The following is a 17035-nucleotide window of genomic DNA, read 5'->3' as shown; positions in this document are numbered from 1 at the left end:
TTAGGTGTGTTATTTTATTTTTACCGAAAACAATGAGTTGTGACTTGTAATATACAAAGTATTATTTCCGGGTCCGCCGAAAGTTAAACCCGTTGGGCGTTCGGGTACTTTTATTTCGCCGGTCTGTTTGCCGGTGCTATCGTAAATGTATACTTGTCCGTCGGCTATGTATACGTTGCCCAAGGCATCGGTTGTCGAGGCAAACTCTCCCCTTTCGGCAAAGTATTTCAGATCGCTGATATAGCCTTCGTTGTTTACCGTTGTACTAACCGTACGTTTATCATACTCATCGCTGCTGTACAATGGCTTTCCCGGATAAGCCTGGGCCAGCGCTGTTGAACGGGCCAGGTCATAAACTACCGGAATAATGGTAACACCATCGGGCGCTACAAAGCATTCGGTTGGTTTATTTATGGTTACGGTATTAAAATCATGGTAATCCCTCCAGCGGTGAGCGGGATATAAAGCTTTATAAACCTGCTTTACCTGGCCCATAGGTATAGTATTCAGTTTTTGGATAGATTCATCAGGATTTTCCGGGTTGATAGAATAAGCCCAACTTGCAAAGCCTGAGTTTCCCCAACCGCTGAATGAGGTTCCCGCTGCATCGGCTGGGTTATCAAATTTTTCGGGTTTGCCATTTACCAGGTATCCGGACCTGGGTATATATTTAAAAACCACCAATAAGTTATCGTTTTTATCACAAGCTAATGAAAGCGGCTCCCAAGGATAATCGGCCAATAAACTGATCTGCTTAGTTACCGCCGACCATTTGTAGATCCGTTTCATCCGCTGCTCGCTGAAGTAAACATTTCCTTTACTATCGGCACACGCTGCCGAAGCAAATTCAAAACCTGTTGCCAGTTTGGTAATTTTTCCATCCGCAGGCAAATCAGCAATGTTACTTTGATCATTGATCATCAGCCTTGCAAATTCCCAGGGCCTTACTTCGGTATTGGTATTGATATCATACAGCGGCAAGGTGCTGGTATATTTGATTTGGCTGTAGTTGTGTACATTCAGCATTTCGATGTTTTTGCCGCCCCATTTGCGGATAGAATACGGCGCGGGTTTATTAACCCTGATCACCCTAAACATATACAGATTAGCAAAAACCATATTACCCGAATTTTCCAGTTCCATAGGCTGGCATTCGGTACTTTCACGGCTTTCCTCTTCCAGCTGCATAGCGTACACCTTCCAGTTGGCAACGTTGTTAAACCTAACCTCGTTACGTACGTGGTGCTCTATCGACATAGCGTAGATTCTGCCTGGAGTTTGGGTATTTGATATATAAGTACCCGCTGTTGCATAAGTATTAGCGCTCCAGATATCTTTAAAAGTACCGCCGCCACCGTTGGTTACCCAAAGGCTCCAGTACTGGGTATCCCAGGATGCATCACCGCCATTTTGCGCGCGACTGTAAGCACCACCTCCCGATTGCGTTCTGGGTGTACCAACCCTTTGCATGCCGCCGTGTCCACCTATAAACTTCACATCGTTCATATACGATCTTTCGCCCGCCATCCATTTGCAGGCCACTGCGCGCGGATTATCGGCACAGGTACAAAGACCTATCCCACTTAAAATATTATTGCCTCCTTTTGATGACTCGAGCAAAGCAACCGGGCCGCCGAAGCCGCCAAAAGCAGGCGTATTATCGGCAATTAGAAATTGGGTTGCTATCGGGTTGAGACCTATAAGTTTGGTATCTGGCTTTAATTTAATGGTTTGGCTAACGCGATACCAACCTTGCGGCACGTATATGGTTTCGTATTTATCTATCGCCGCCTGGATAGCCTGTGTATCGTCGGTAACACCATCGCCTTTAGCACCGAGGCTTTTTAAGTTTGCCCAGGTATTTATTGCGGGAAAATCGGGTATATCTTTTTGCGCAGGAGCGGGTAAAGCACTTAATTTTTCCTGCTCGTTAATGGTTTTATACTGCGGTTCGGCATCAAGGCCATCTATTTGCAGGCCGTAGGTAAAGTTTTTCACCCTATATATCGCCCCGGCTCCCGGTGTGGTTTTGCCGCTGCGCCGATAACTGGCCAACACCGGTACATTACGGCAAACTACATTGCGCAGGTTGATCTGGTTAAAGGCGTTATCCTCGTTACTGATAATGATGGCAGGCCCGCTTACCCCATCGAAACGGCAATCTTCCATAAAAAGCTTTTCGTGGTAGTTGGGATTGATACTGATCACCGTGGGCACATTTTTTACATTCATACGTACGATGGTCAAGCCGGCTTCCTGGGTACGGATGGCGGCTTCGCCCTGGCCTTCAAAATACGTATCCACCATCATAAATTGCCAGCCTGGTGATGGCTTAGTGGTGTAAATACCATATTGGCCGCCAAAAAAGCGTACATCTTCCATCTCGTTACCTACATCAAACATCCCGGCCAGGCCTTTGCCTATCTGTACATCAACATGGGCTATAAAACTGTGCTGGGCAAAGTGTGTGCGCATAGCTACGGCGTAAGGGTTGCCATCCTCTATTTTTAGATTGATGTTTGATATCGAGCTATAAAAGGTAGAAGCTCCGGCATCATGTACCTCATCGCCGGGTTTGGATAGGTTGCTCACAAACCAAAACATGTATTTAGCATGGCCTTTATCATTCTCATATTGAGTTTGAAAGCCGGGCGAATTTTTGGCGAGGATGATCTCCGGGCGATTTTTGCCGTAACCTATCAAGCGTACAGCAGTAGGTATGTAAATGGTTTTGGAGATGAGATATTTCCCTTCGGGGATGAAAAGCACGCCGAAATTGTGTTCGGTTTTTACTTTGGTGATGGCAGCCTGTAACTCGTCGGAAACATCGGTTTTACCATCGGCCTTGATCTTGAAATTATCCGGCGTAAAATAAACAGCGTCCGAATCCTGCAGGCGGGCGGGATAGATCGATTTACCGCCATCATCTTTTTTTATAGGTTTTGAAAGGCCAAAGCAAATACTTTGGGCAGAAAAGGCAACAGCAATTAACAGGGTTAATTTTTTCACTTCAGCTTATAATAATGGTTTATACGGCGTGAGATACTTGCTTAAAACAGAATAACCCACCCTGCAAATGTATCTGATAGGGTTATCGGATACTATTATTATGGCACTACATCACCACTACGCTGTGTAACATTATATATAAAGCGTTGATACAATAAAAGATGATGGTGCTGATAATGAAGGAAAAACGGAGAGAAATTGGTATAAAACAAAAATGGGCAACCAAAGGCCGCCCATTCATTAACTGTTTTTATTCAGCTGAAATTACTTTGCAGTTTTTCTGGCAGGAGTTAAAGGAACAATAATTACAGCTAAGAAAAGGGCAACTTCTAATACGGTTAACATGACTTTAATTTTTAATATTTTGATTATTGAGTTAATTTTTGCGGAATAACACAACCGTTCCTGCAGGCATGCCTTATGGCCGGGATGCAAGAACAATTGTACCTATCCCGGCTGCGTTTGCGCTAAATATGTGCCAGTAAAAAATCAATGCTATAAATCAGCTATTTAGATAAAAAACCCTCGTTTTTGAAATTGTTTTTTTTCGATTCCCGTTGAGAAAAAAGAGTTTTTAGACCATTTAAATTTCATTTTTTATTTAACTACCAGAAAAACAGGCATATTTTCATCCGAAAAAAATTAAAAAACCCTGTTTTATCAAATTTTTTCGGGTTAATACCATAAACAAGAAGTGAATTATTTTTTAAGAAATATTTTCATGACCTTATTGCTATCGACAGCAAAATGATCTCAAAAATTTTATTCAAAACATTACTTTGTCAAAAAAACAATCGGGCATCTCAAATTAAAACTCCGCTTAGCTTTTTTATAAAAATTTAACGCCATTTTGTCACTGACATGACACGAGGCGGTTTTGGCAGAAAAATTCCAGCTTGAAAGTATGACACGACCTGACATAGCACTGACAGCGTATTGATAAAAGGCATATCAACCTATAAAACACCCCTATGCCAAAAATCAAATCAGCATAACTAACGCACCTTAAGGATAGCCCGCTTCCAGATCTCTACAGCCTCAATCATTTCTTTTTCATTCAACGATGCAAAGCCTATCCGTACAAAACTGTGCTTAAATGATCTGTCATAATAATAATCGGTACCCGCCCCTATAGATAAACCCAACTCATTCGCTTTTTCAGATACCAGGGCCGAATCAAGGCCATTGCGATACTTTATCCAAATAGCAAAGCCGCCGTCGGGTATTTTAAATTCGATCAGATCGCATAACTGTTCGCTCAGCAAGCGGCATAGCGTGTCCCGGCGTTCGTGATAAAGTTTGTTGGCATTTTTAAGATGACGGCCTATATCACCATTTTTCAAAAGGTTTGCCATGGCTTCCTCCAACAGGTGCTCTCCCTGGCGGTCAATATGCCTGCGTAAGCGGGTGGCTTGCTGCAAAAAGTTTTTGGGGGCCACCATAAAACCTATCCTAATGCCAGGGGCTATGGTTTTACAAAAGGAGCCTACGTAAATTACATTGCCATCATAGTCGGCGCTGATAAGCGGTAGTATCGGCCCGCAGGTGTAATGAAAATCGAAATCATAATCGTCCTCAATAATAGCGAACTGGTACTTTTTGGCCAGTTCGAGCAGGCGCATACGTCGTTCCGAACTTAGGGTGACCGTGGTTGGTTGATGGTGATGCGGTACAACATACAACATCCGCACTTTTCTTTCGGCGCAAATAGCTTCCACAGCGTCGATATCCATACCCTGTTCATCCACTGGTACCAAAGCCAGTTTTGCCCCGGCCTGTTCAAAAACCTCATTGGCACCTATATAGCCCGGATCGGCCACAATAACCACATCGTTTTTGTTGATGAGCACCTCGGCACAAAGATAAATTGCCATTTGTACACCTTTGGTAATCAGGATATCATCGGCACTTACATGTAATCCCCTTGTCTCGCCCAAAAAACGGGCAAGTTCGGTGCGCAGGTTTTCTGATCCCTGCTCCGATCCATACATCAGGTATTTATGTGTGAAACGATAGCCTGCCATCCGCCGGTATTCGCGCACCATTAACTCAACCGGCGCTATCCTCGTATCCGGGAAACCTTCTGTAAAAGTGATATTACCTTCGGGAAGCGCTTTAAACTCCGAACGATGGTTTACACGTTCATTGTCTACCTTAAATGAGGTACTATCGGCAAGCTTATGCTTTTGTACAGTTTTATCAATTGACCGGGCCGATACCTCGGGCAGGTTATTAGCTACATAGATCCCCTTGCGGGCAATAACATCAACCCAGCTTTGGGCGTACAATTCATCGTATGCCGCCACCACCGTTTTGCGGTGCACATTTAACGATGATGCAAGCGCCCGGCTTGCCGGCAATGCCGAGCCCGGCTTTAAAGTGCCCTGCCTTATGTACCTGATAATACCATTACTAATTTGCAAATAAACAGGGATCTGGCTGTTTTTATCTACGCTTAATAAACTTTCGACAAGCATCATGGTGGACTATCGCTAATGTAAATTGTGGACTACAAACATAGTCCATAGCGTTGGTATTTTTGATCATCAAATCCAATAAAACCATGTCAATCAATCAAAAAGCATCATCCTTGTTCCTCCGGTTAGCCATCGGCGTAAGTTACCTTTGGGAAGTAGCAGATCGCCTCGGTTTATTAGGTCCTAACGGACAAGCACACGTAGGCTGGGGCGATTGGAAACATTTTACAGCTTACGCCAAACAGGTAATGAGTTTTTTACCATCGGCATTGGTAAATCCATTGGCCACCTTAGCAACCATTGGGGAGGGTGGCTTTGGCTTTCTACTCATCATCGGTTTATTTACTCGCATAGCAGCAATTGGCAGCGGCCTGCTTAGTTTATGTTTTGCTACCGCGATGGCCGTCTCCTTTGGTATAGAATCGCCGCTGGGATATTCAGTGTTTACATTGAGTGCCGCGAGTTTTTTGCTGGCGGGTTCAGCGCAATTTCCATGGAGTGTAGACAATTGGTTGGGATCGCGTAACATCAACAGGAAATTAACTTCCTATCAAACATCACAGCATACCGCAGAACAACCTGCCGTTGATCATCCCCTAACCATTAAACCCGCATACGATTATGAAAGCACCTACTCATCATCTGAAATAAAACAAATCAAAGCCCTGGTAAAGCTCGATTACCGGATTTAAAGTCCCCCCGCCGAAAGATTGCCTGTTACAATTTAGGATGGCGATCTTTTAAATTAACGATGATGGTATCTTCTGATATTTCCGGACTTCGGTATATGATCTGTAGTTTTTTGTTACTGATCTTTTTTGCAAGACCTTTAAAGGCGACAAGTTCTTTTAACAGGCGTTGATTGGTGGTATCTGATTTTATAACAACAATCTGGTCAATACCTGCAATACCATACGCGTTAGCAGCTTCCGGCAATGGCGGAAGCTGCCACTCCCAAATGGGAAACCAGTATAATGTGTTCCATTTACCGTGCTTGTATGTGAGGATGGTATAGCTATTTAAGCTGGACCAGTCGGCGTTGTTAGTTACGTAAGAGACCTCATCATTTCCATCGCCATTTAAATCACCTTCGTTTTTAAGATAAAGTAAACCAAAACTCCCTCCCGAATTTATTTCCAGCCTGTTAACAGATGGTTTATCACATTCTAAAAACGAATGCGTTTTTCTTTTAAAGGCCATATTATGGCTATAGTCATAATCCGCCTCATAAAATTTATTGGTTTCCTTATCGGTAATCCCATCGTGAAAACGCTCTATTAGCTTTTCCGGCTTTCCGTCTCCATCAAAATCGCCCGAAATAACAAACCGATAACCGAACACAGGTCGCGGCTTTTTAGTCACCGTGTCTGTTGGTGCTTTCTTATTTGCTGCTTTAGATTTTAGGTTAAGCGCATCGGTTTTGCGCGGTGCGTTATTGCATGAGCAAATACAAAAAAGTGCTATGACGATGTAAAACAGGCGTAGGTACATAAAACTATCGAATGATTAAATTTAGGTAAATTATATACCATTATTGATTGGCCAGCAATAATTTATCTGCCGAAATTATCCGCGTAAAAAAACTGATATATATTGCTTTTACAAAACCCATTGTGTTATATTCACACAATAAATTCATCACACGAGGATTTACTTCTTCGTTGTTATCTGCACCATTGGGATAACTTGTTTTGTAACCAATTAACCAATATATCATGAAAAGAAACAATACTTTCTTGTTGCTTTTATTTGCTTGTGTTTTATCATCATCTGCATTTGCTCAAAGCGCCGAGCCTGTTGTAGCCGGTAATGACGTAGCGATAACCAATACCGAAAGCGGGAAGGTAAAAGGCTATATCCACAACGGCATTTTCACATTTAAAGGCATCCCCTACGCCAAAGCCGATAGGTTTATGGCACCTCAAAAACCCGATGCCTGGACAGATGTGCGCAGCTCAAAAACCTACGGCCCGGTTTGCCCTACCGATCCAACGCTGACTGTAAACGACGAGTTTGAATTTGCCTTTCAGCATGATCTGGGTTATCAAAACGAGCATTGTCAATCGCTTAACGTATGGACACAAAAGCTAAACGACGGTAAAAAACGCCCGGTAATGGTATGGCTGCATGGTGGCGGCTTTACAGCAGGTTCATCAATCGAGTTACCATCCTATGATGGCGAGAACCTGGCCAAAAAAGGCGATGTGGTGTTGGTATCGGTTAATCATCGTTTAAATATCCTGGGCTTCTTAGATCTTTCGGCCTATGGCGATAAATATAAAGGCTCGGCCAATGCTGGCTTACTTGATCTGAAACTGGCATTGCAGTGGGTACATGATAATATAGCCCAGTTTGGTGGCGATCCGGATAATGTAACCATCTTCGGCCAATCGGGCGGTGGCGGTAAGGTTACCTGCTTAATGAACGCGCCATCGGCTAAAGGTTTATTTAAGAACGCTATTGTTGAGAGTGGCAGTTACATCACCAGTTTCAACGAGAAACCGGCTACCCAAAAAGTTGCCGCAGCCTTGTTGGATGAACTTCATTTACAAGCATCACAGGTTGATTCGTTACAGAAAATCCCTTACGATATATTGAACGAGGCAGGCAAACGGGCCATGCGCAAAGTATCTGCCGAGCTGCGTAAAGAAGGCAAAAGCATGAACGGCTGGGGACCAGCTTTAGACGGCGATATCCTGCCTTATCAACCATCTGACGCGACAGCTAAAGAGCTTGCTAAAAACGTTCCTCTTTTAGTAGGCACAACTAAAAACGAGTTTACACCATTTGTTCCTGCACCTAAAAACCAAACAATGGATGAACTGAAAGCCGTTCTGCAGAAAAAATACGGTGATAAAACTGATGCTTTTATGGCAGCGGTAAAAAGCACCTATCCTACGGTTTCAACCCCTGCCGGTTATACCGACATTGAATTTAATTTCCGTGCAATGGCTGTAAAGCAAGCTAATGAAAAAGCGGTTAGCGGTGCTGCACCCGTTTATATGTACTTGTTTACCTGGCAATCGCCGGTAAATGGCGGCATGTATAAGGCCATGCACTGCATGGATATCGCTTTTCAGTTTAACAATATCGCCCGTTGCCAGGAAATGACCGGCGGAGGTAAAGAAGCCTATGCATTGGCAGACAAGATCAGCAGTGCCTGGATCAACTTTGCTAAAACAGGCAATCCCAATACCCCATCGTTACCAAAGTGGCCTGCATATACTGCCGAAAACGGCGCAACTATGATATTGGATAATCAGTGCGCACTTAAAAATCACCCGGATGATGAATTATTGAAGATCGTTGCTTCGGCTACGCCGAAACCTTAAACACTTCTGATACCTTGCGCTCGTTTGCAACGAGCGCTTAACGTGGGTGTGCGTTTATAATGCACCGGCGATACAATCGCTAAACCATATTAAGCACTCGTTGCAAACGAGCGCAAGCTTGTTATATCCCTGCAAATCATTAAGCTCACGCCCGATCCAAATCTATTTACCGATATCGATTTCAATTCGTTTACAGGTTGATTGATGAATGGTACTCCCTTGCCCAGCATCACCGGATGCACCCACAGCTGATACTCATCAACCAAACCAAAGGCAGCCATTTTTTTTACCGTGCTGATGCTTCCGTAAGTAAGGATATCGCTTCCGGGCTGTTTTTTTAAATCACTTATCGCTTGTTTAACATCCGTATTTATTAATACCGAATTATGCCACGTAACATGCCGCATAGTTTTTGAAAGCACCACCTTGCGGTAGTTATTCATCATTTCGGCATAGGCAATATCTTCGCGCGGAAAGTTTATATTTTTTGCCTGAAAGGGCCAGTAAGCGGCCATGGCCTGATAGGTTTTTCGGCCCAACAATAATGTATCTGCCTGGCTCAGTATTTCTGCAACTTTATAGGCCTGCTCATTGCTCCAGCTTTGCAGGTGCCAGTCCAACCCACCATCTATATCGGCGGCAAAACCGTCGAGGGTGATATTTACTGATACAATGAGCTTCCGCATGGTTTACAACATTAGTCCGGCCTGTATTTTACTTGCCCGGCAAATTCAATTTGATCAATTATTAAGCTACGCTGGCGTTACCTGCCAATACGGTGTTGGTTGCAGACAGATCTTTTACCGATTCATATTTTTTCCATAAAAAGTAGGTGAAGAACATTACAGCCAGCATTACAAGTGGAGCTATATAATTGGCCGGACCGCCGCCAACAACCGTCCATGATAAAAATGCGCCAATGAAACTGATGGTGAAACCCGAGTAAGCCCACTCTTTAATAATACGGTACCTGGTTTGCAGAATGGCGATAATCCCAAAGATCTTTGCCGAACCCATAATTACCAGCAGGTACATTGGGTAGCCAAGTTTAGCCAGCGAATCCTTACCAGCCTGTTGCATGGTTATACCTCCGTAAGCATCGCCCAGCATAGCCAGAGCAAATAAAATGGTGAAGATCCAGTACAGGGTTTTGATTGTTTTTGGTTTCATGATGATATTGTATTGAGTGATTTGATTTTAATTGGTTAACGATACAAAGTTATACAGGTTGTTAAAATTGCGTGGTGTGTAAAAAGGACGAATAAAGGGGTTGATTGCGACTTTTGTGTTTTTTATCTTTATCAAAAACCAATTTACAAAAATCCACCAATGAAACATGTATCTATCCTGATCCCTAACGAAGCCGTTTTAGCAAGCATTGTTGATGCACGCACCATATTTACCGGTGCTAACGATTTTCTGCAGTCGCTGGGCCGGGAGCCGGTTTTTGATGTACAGATGATAGGTCTGGCATGGGACACCAAAGTACATAACGGCATGTTCTCGGTACACTCAGATCTGCTGCTGAGCGATCTTCACAAAACTGATATGGTGATCATCCCCGCTATTAGCGGCGATTTGGAAAACGCCGTTAAAGTAAACCAGGAATTTGTGCCGTGGATCATTAATCAATATAAAAATGGTGCCGAGGTGGCCAGTTTGTGTATAGGATCATTCGTATTAGCTTCAACCGGGTTATTGAACGGTAAAGAATGTTCAAGCCATTGGATCACTGCCGAAAAATTCCGGGCGATGTTCCCGGAGGTTACTTTGGTAGATGGTCGTATTGTTACCGAACAGCAAGGTCTTTACTCAAGCGGTGGTGCTACCTCCTACTGGAGCTTATTGTTATTACTGATAGAAAAATACGCAGGAAGAGAGATAGCCATTATGGCCGCCAAAATTTACGCTTTGGAAATAGACAGGAAAAGTCAATCGCCATTTGCCATGTTTACCGGGCAGAAAAAGCACGAAGACGACCCAATAAAACAGGCTCAGGAATACATTGAAAATAACGTTACCGAAAAGATCTCCGTAGAAGAACTATCATCAAGATATGCTATAGGCCGGAGGCATTTTGAACGGAGGTTTAAAAAAGCCACCAACAATACACCTGTTGAATATATCCAACGGGTAAAGATTGAGGCTGCGAAAAAACAACTCGAAACATCGCCTAAAAACATCAACGAGGTAATGTGGGATGTTGGCTATACCGATGCTAAGGCGTTTAGAACAGTATTTAAAAAGATAACGGGTTTATCGCCTATCGATTATCGGAATAAGTACAATAAAGAAGCGGCTGTGGCATAACTTCGCCTAAATTATAAGGCACGCAAAGACGCGAGGGCGCAAAGAAAAACTTAGCGGCTTTGCGCCTTTGCGTGCTTAAAAGCTACAACAAGCTAATCCCTGCCGTCCAACCTATCCAGCCCTTAGTTCTGCTCCCCCAATCAATTAAGCCGAGTTTGTTTTTGATGATCTGTTGAATATCGCTATCCCCGGCATGATCGCCATAATTGGTGTAAATATTAAATGATGGCCCGGCAAAAAAGCCAAATTTAGAGCCTGCTTTAATGTTGAACAAAGCGCTGAGCCTGTTTATCTGGTTTTGATTTTTCCAGCCTTTAGCCAACAACAAATGAGTCGCCCCTTCTGCCGAGAGCGAATACTTATCATTAAAAATAAAATCGTGCCCTACACCGAAGCCATAGCTGTAAAACTTGCGCTTATCGGTAAAATTAACACCGCCAGATATTACCGAGTATAGCTTAGCATTACCTGTTTTAAAAGCGAGGTTGGCAGTAGTGATCTCATCGCTATAAACCAATATTTTAGCGTAGCCATTTTTTGAAATATTGACCAGGCCAACGGCATAACCATCAAGCGTGTCTGCAACATTCACCATCGCGAAAGCAAAACCTTTCATAACGTGGGCTTTATTAAACAACCCTGCTACCTCTGCCCCCTTAGATGTGCCTTTGGTTATATTGGCTAATCCTGCAAACAGAAAGCCTTTGCTATCCTTTTTATCATAGTTATAAATACCTGCAACCTGGAAAGCATTGGCATAGCCATCAACATGGTTAAATATTCCGGCTATTTGCACACCGGTGAGCGTATCCTTCACCATGTTAAAAACACCGGCTGCCTGCAAACCCTTCATGCTTTTCAAATCATTATTGTTGATACCTGCCAGTTGCACACCGCTACTATTACCGCCAACCACATTGAACAAGCCCGCTGCCTGCAAAAATTTCACATCCTGCTTATTAAGGTTAAATAAACCGCCAAGCTCAACACCATCTACCCCGCCGTTGTATCCTCCCAATAAATTGAGCGAAAAATTATTCACCACCTGCCCACTCATCAAACCATGGCTACCCAGTCCCGGCAGAAACGAAGTTTGTACCGGCACTTTAGATACAAAACCGCCGAGGTTCATATTTTGAACTTTTTGTCCGGATGATACAAACCACCGGCCCAGCCAGCTGCGTTCGGTTTTGGTTGAAGTGGCACCTTCGCTGTAGTAGTAATTGCGGGGCTTGATGGATACATTTACATTACTTAAAAAGTTAATGCTGGTGTCTTTATACATTTCCTTACTCACGGTAAGGGTAAGTACGCCATCGGCTTTTACTTTGAGTTTGAAATAACCGCCGGCATCGGTAAGTGTAGATATGAGGGTACCTTTATCATAAATACTGGCATTTTCGAGCGGTTTGCCGGTATTATCATCAAGTACATGCCCGCTGATGTAGTACACATTAGCGGGATTAATTGTGCTATCGGGTATTAAGGATAATCGGTAAGGTGTGGGCCTTAGGATAATGTAGCCCTGCGCTTCCTTGTAATCAACCTTGCCATGAAACAGCTCATTAAGCAGGTTTTTAATGGTTTGTCCAGATGTTGCCATGCTTACAACGCTATCGGTTTTAATAACGTCATTACTATACGAGAAATAGAATTTCCCCTTATCGCCTATGATGGTAAGCACATCGGCTATTTTCTTTTGCTTTACATTGAGGGCTACAACCCGGTTAAGGTTGTCTTGCGCTAATGCATCGGTGATGAGCAAACAGCCCGCCAATGCCAGGAATATGTAGAATATAATATTTAATCTGTTTTCCATCTTGTTATTTTATGATGATAAGATGTGGTTTCCGGATGATCTCCACACCAAGCGTCCCTTTAATAACCTTAAGGATATTGTCAAGCGAGTCTACTTTGAATGTGGTAGTGATTACCCGGTTACCTGTTTTTTTATTGTCGATAACGATATTGACGTGATAAACCTCGTTCAACACTTCCACCAGTCGCCATAGCGGGGTGTTATTGGCCACAAATTTTTGGGTACGGTAATAATTGTACAAGTCATCCTGGGTATTTGCCTTTCTGAATTTGCCCGACCTTACCGTTACCTTCTCTTTCGGTTTCAGGCGTACCTCTACCTCCTGCTGCATCACCTGCACAATGCCGGTTTCTACAATAACTTCGGTGCTATCGCCCGCGCTTTTGATGTTGAATGATGTGCCTACCACCCGTACGGTTACGCCGTTTACATGGATCATGAATGGCTTACTTTTATCATGCGCCACATCAAAAAAGGCCTCACCTTTTAAATCAACCTCACGTGTATTTCCAGCAAAATGATCTGGATAAGTTAACTGTGATGTTTTGTTGAGCGTTACTACCGAGCTATCTGCCAGGGTTATCTTCCTCACCACATTATTGCTTTGCAGCGTTAACAGGTTAGGTTTGCCTGGTTTATTTAAGGTGTAAATCATCGCCGCACATCCTAATATAGCAAGCCAAATAGCGGCTACCCTTAGCCGGCGGTTTGGTTGACTGATAGGTTTTACTATCGCCGTTGGTTTAGCATCCGTGGCAAGTTGTTTAAACTCGGCCCATGATGTTTCGGGATCGAGGTTACTTTCTATTTTAAGGTTGCGGGCGGTATCCCATATCAGTTTAAAATGGTTAAAGTACCTGCGGTTATCTTCGCTTTGTTCAAGCCAGCGGCTGATGGTTTCATTCTCAACCGGCGTGGTTTCGTTAAGCATGTATTTGGTTAATAATTCGTCCATCGTTTTAAATATTTAAAGCCCTGCTAATAAACCATATCAATAACGGCAGATAGTCTACCAGTTTAAGTCGTAATGTTTTAAGGGCCTTGCCCATCTGGTTTTCGACTGTTTTTATGGAGATGCCAAGTTCATCGGCAATTTCCTGGTATTTCAAATCCTCAAACCTGCTTAGCTGGAAAACCGTTCGGCACTTTTCGGGCAGATCGTTCATGGCCTGTTGTAACTTCTCCTTCAAATCAAGCAGTTCCATGCCTGTGCTCTCTTCCGCATTATCCTTCGTCATATACAATACATGTTGCTGATGATCAACCTTTACTTTCTGGTGCCTGAGGTTGTTAAGGCATTCATTATATACAGCGCCATACAGGTAGGCTTTTATCGAGCCTGAAAACTGGAGCCGTTCCCTCCGCTCCCATAGTTTCAGGAACACGTTCTGCACCATGCCTTTAGCCGTACCCTCATCTCTTAAAATAGAGATGGCGTACACGTGCAGCGGCCGGATGAAATGTTTGTAAACCCCTTCAAAAGTTGCCTCATCGCCCGAGAGCAGCAGGGGGATTAATTGTTCGTTATTTAAATCCACAATCTGGTTGTTTGGGCACATAGCCCGTTAAACATTGGGTTGTTAAATCTCTATACGGTAGTTGATGGTTGGGAAAATCCCTATCCATTTATTTTTTTCGATGATCCGCTTGCTGGTGTTATAAAACAGACCGGTGTTGTTGCGCCTGTTAAGCAGGTTTTGAATATCGAGCAGCAAAAAGTGCGACACCTTTTTGCTGTTGATCCGGTAACTGGCCGAAAAATCGACACGAATATAGGGATCGGCTGTTAATGTGTTGGTTTTGGATTGATCAACTATCTGCTCATCGCGCTTAAAAGTTTCATCAACCAAAATAGGCGTGTATTTACGGCCGCCTGCATAAATGAGTTTACCATTAAGGCCAAACAGGTTTTTATGGTTATCGCCAGTAGCCCACTCTTTACCAGCCACCAAATTGGTTACGTATTGGGTATTGAAGGTGGTGTTAAACTCCTGTCCGCTTAAAGCTTTGTATTTTGAGTTGAATACTGATGAAGTGATCATAAAATAATATCCTTTATTCAACGAGCGCTCAACCGATACCTCAACACCGTAGTTTTTACCCGTGCCCTTGTTTACCAATGATCGATAATCATCGCCGCCGATGGCTGTATTATCAGATACATTCAGCACCGAGAAATTATCTGTGGGATCTGAAGATACAGGCACATTGTACAGGTGCTGGTAGTAAGCCTCCGTTTTAAACTTGAGGTGATTAGAGAACAGTTTTTCATAACCGGCCACCAACTGCGCCGATTTGGTTGGCGAAAGTTTGGTGCTCACTGCTTCGTTTGAAGTAGCACTTTTGGCAAAGTAAAATGAAAGTGGTTCGAGCCTGCTATAGATCCCTCCGGCTAATGACAATTCCTGATCGGGTGTTACACGCCAGTTTAGGCCAGCCCGTGGCTCATAACTCCACGTTTTACTCAGATTGAAATAGTTTACGTGGATACCTGTATTTAAGCTCAACGTTTCACCAAACTCATGTTTGTTTTGAATAAAGCCATCAAAGGTTGATGCATTGCCCTTTTGGTTCAGCAATTCTTTCAGCGTTTTATCATCGCGCTGATATTCCAGGTCGTACAGGTTATAGGTAAGGAAACCCGCGTTAAGACCCGCACGGATATTGTTATTATTGCCCGAACGATAGTTCACTATACCTGCGTAACGCACCGCACCGTTATCATAATGGTTCTTTTGGAACAAACTTGGCTCAAACTTGCTGGTAAGGGTATCAACTTTGGTAGATAAACGGCTTTGCGATACTGAGATAATATTACTGAAGTTAAGTCTGTTGTTGGCAATATAAATATGCTTCAACCCGGCGCTGCCAGAGTAATAACTATAGTTAAGATCCCAGGCGTCGATACGTTCATCCCATTTGGTGGTATCACGATCCGCTTTCTTGTTATCGTTACCTGCCCCACCTACGCCAAACAGGGAGAATGTACCCGCGCTTTTGGTTGGCAGCACGATATTGAAGGAAAGATCCTGGTATTGCGGCACGCCCGAGTCGGATACTTTTACACCGATGGAGTTCAGCAAGCCTAAAGTAGAATAACGGTAACTAACCAGGTATGAGGCATTGCTACCTTTTTTAAAAGGCCCCTCCATGGTTGCCCCAAAGCCAAGTACACCCGCGGTGAAGGAATATTCTCTTTTATCGGTGTTGCCCTTCCTAAAACGCAGATCAAAAACACCGGCTGTTGCATTATTGTATTCGGCGGCTAAGGCACCGGTATAAAAATCAGACGTACCGATCACGGTGGAGTTAAGCATGCTCACACCGCCTCCTGCCGAGCCTTCGTTGTTAAAATGGTTAGGGCTAACGATCTCTATACCCTCTAAGCGCCATTGCAAACTTTTAGGCGAGTTGCCACGCACAATGATCTCGTTATTATCACCACCGGCAACCACGCCTGCAAAGCCTTGCGCCATACGCGCCGGATCAAAAAGCGCACCGGCGTAACGGTTGGTTTCTTCGGGCGAGAACGACCGACCACTGGCCATCGCCATGGAATTGATGGGCCGCTTGTTTGATGTGGCGCTTACCACCACTTCGTTAAGCTGGGTATTCGCAGGCTCAAGCTCGATATTCAGTTCGGTTTCTTTACCGGTGATCACCAGTATGTCGGTCAATACCACTTTATTATAACCGGCATAGCTGGCCTCAACAACCTGGCGACCCACAGGTACTTGTGTAATATGGAAAACACCGTTGGCATCTGTAGAGGCAGCGCGGCCAGGTTGGATAGAGGTTACTTTAACAGTAACACCAGGCAAAGTTTGTTTTGAGCCTTTATCAACAATAATACCCCTGATGGTTTGGGTAAATGATGCAGGTTTGTTTTTATCCTGCGCTATGCTTTGAAACCCTGATATCAGGAAAATAAGTAACGGCAATAAGGAAGATAATTTGTTCATTTTAGTAAAATTTCTCCTGAAACACGCCAGGATCATTTTACCCCTATGAGGAAATGAAAAAAATTTGTCTGAAAGAAAATTATCTGAATCAGAATTTACAGAATTTTATAATTTTCAGAATACTAC

General features: G+C 43.6%; 12 protein-coding genes. 3 read left to right on the top strand and 9 right to left on the bottom strand.

Annotated elements, in window-relative coordinates; genetic code table 11:
• Nucleotides 1-9: 9 nt before the first annotated feature.
• Nucleotides 10-3009: a glycosyl hydrolase family 28-related protein gene (locus tag AAFN85_RS06910; protein ID WP_347526338.1), complete on the bottom strand. Its 3000-nt coding sequence runs from the start codon at nucleotides 3007-3009 to the stop codon at nucleotides 10-12.
• Nucleotides 3010-4004: 995 nt separating this feature from the next.
• Nucleotides 4005-5489, bottom strand: a complete 1485-nt coding sequence (locus AAFN85_RS06905; RefSeq protein ID WP_347526337.1) for a PLP-dependent aminotransferase family protein — start codon at nucleotides 5487-5489, stop codon at nucleotides 4005-4007.
• A gap of 83 nt (nucleotides 5490-5572) precedes the next feature.
• Between AAFN85_RS06905 and AAFN85_RS06900 the strand changes: the two genes are divergently transcribed.
• Nucleotides 5573-6178: a DoxX family protein gene (locus tag AAFN85_RS06900; RefSeq protein WP_347526336.1), complete on the top strand. Its 606-nt coding sequence runs from the start codon at nucleotides 5573-5575 to the stop codon at nucleotides 6176-6178.
• A 25-nt stretch (nucleotides 6179-6203) separates the two neighbouring features.
• On the opposite strand, the gene AAFN85_RS06895 is transcribed toward AAFN85_RS06900, so the two are convergent.
• Nucleotides 6204-6977 carry a hypothetical protein gene (locus AAFN85_RS06895; RefSeq protein WP_347526335.1) on the bottom strand — a complete coding sequence of 258 codons (774 nt, stop codon included), beginning with the start codon at nucleotides 6975-6977 and terminating at the stop codon, nucleotides 6204-6206.
• Nucleotides 6978-7201: 224 nt separating this feature from the next.
• Between AAFN85_RS06895 and AAFN85_RS06890 the strand changes: the two genes are divergently transcribed.
• Nucleotides 7202-8818 carry a carboxylesterase/lipase family protein gene (locus AAFN85_RS06890; protein WP_347526334.1) on the top strand — a complete coding sequence of 539 codons (1617 nt, stop codon included), beginning with the start codon at nucleotides 7202-7204 and terminating at the stop codon, nucleotides 8816-8818.
• 89 nt (nucleotides 8819-8907) lie between these two features.
• On the opposite strand, the gene AAFN85_RS06885 is transcribed toward AAFN85_RS06890, so the two are convergent.
• On the bottom strand, nucleotides 8908-9504 hold the full coding sequence (locus tag AAFN85_RS06885) for a dihydrofolate reductase family protein (RefSeq protein ID WP_347526333.1): 597 nt from the start codon (nucleotides 9502-9504) through the stop codon (nucleotides 8908-8910).
• Between the two features lie 61 nt (nucleotides 9505-9565).
• Nucleotides 9566-9988: a DoxX family protein gene (locus tag AAFN85_RS06880; protein WP_347526332.1), complete on the bottom strand. Its 423-nt coding sequence runs from the start codon at nucleotides 9986-9988 to the stop codon at nucleotides 9566-9568.
• 159 nt (nucleotides 9989-10147) lie between these two features.
• Between AAFN85_RS06880 and AAFN85_RS06875 the strand changes: the two genes are divergently transcribed.
• Nucleotides 10148-11128, top strand: coding sequence for a helix-turn-helix domain-containing protein (locus AAFN85_RS06875; protein ID WP_347526330.1), 981 nt, complete (start codon nucleotides 10148-10150; stop codon nucleotides 11126-11128).
• Nucleotides 11129-11210: 82 nt separating this feature from the next.
• Here AAFN85_RS06875 and AAFN85_RS06870 read toward each other — a convergent pair whose 3' ends face one another.
• From AAFN85_RS06870 to AAFN85_RS06855, 4 genes are read right to left on the bottom strand one after another with little or no spacing between them, the layout of a single operon-like run.
• The gene (locus AAFN85_RS06870) at nucleotides 11211-12947 is read right to left on the bottom strand and encodes a carboxypeptidase-like regulatory domain-containing protein (protein ID WP_347526329.1); all 1737 of its coding nucleotides are present in this window, start codon (nucleotides 12945-12947) and stop codon (nucleotides 11211-11213) included.
• 4 nt (nucleotides 12948-12951) lie between these two features.
• Nucleotides 12952-13902, bottom strand: coding sequence for a FecR domain-containing protein (locus tag AAFN85_RS06865; RefSeq protein WP_347526328.1), 951 nt, complete (start codon nucleotides 13900-13902; stop codon nucleotides 12952-12954).
• A gap of 4 nt (nucleotides 13903-13906) precedes the next feature.
• Complete coding sequence (locus AAFN85_RS06860; RefSeq protein WP_347526327.1) at nucleotides 13907-14485, bottom strand: RNA polymerase sigma-70 factor; 579 nt, start codon at nucleotides 14483-14485, stop codon at nucleotides 13907-13909.
• Between the two features lie 42 nt (nucleotides 14486-14527).
• Nucleotides 14528-16909, bottom strand: a complete 2382-nt coding sequence (locus AAFN85_RS06855) for a carboxypeptidase regulatory-like domain-containing protein (RefSeq protein WP_347526325.1) — start codon at nucleotides 16907-16909, stop codon at nucleotides 14528-14530.
• Nucleotides 16910-17035: the final 126 nt, after the last annotated feature.

Origin of the sequence: Mucilaginibacter sp. CAU 1740 (assembly GCF_039839285.1) — a bacterium.
In the GTDB taxonomy this organism is placed as follows: Bacteria; Bacteroidota; Bacteroidia; order Sphingobacteriales; family Sphingobacteriaceae; genus Mucilaginibacter.
Note: the sequence above shows the minus strand (reverse complement) of the source record. Positions and strands in the feature narration are given on the sequence as shown.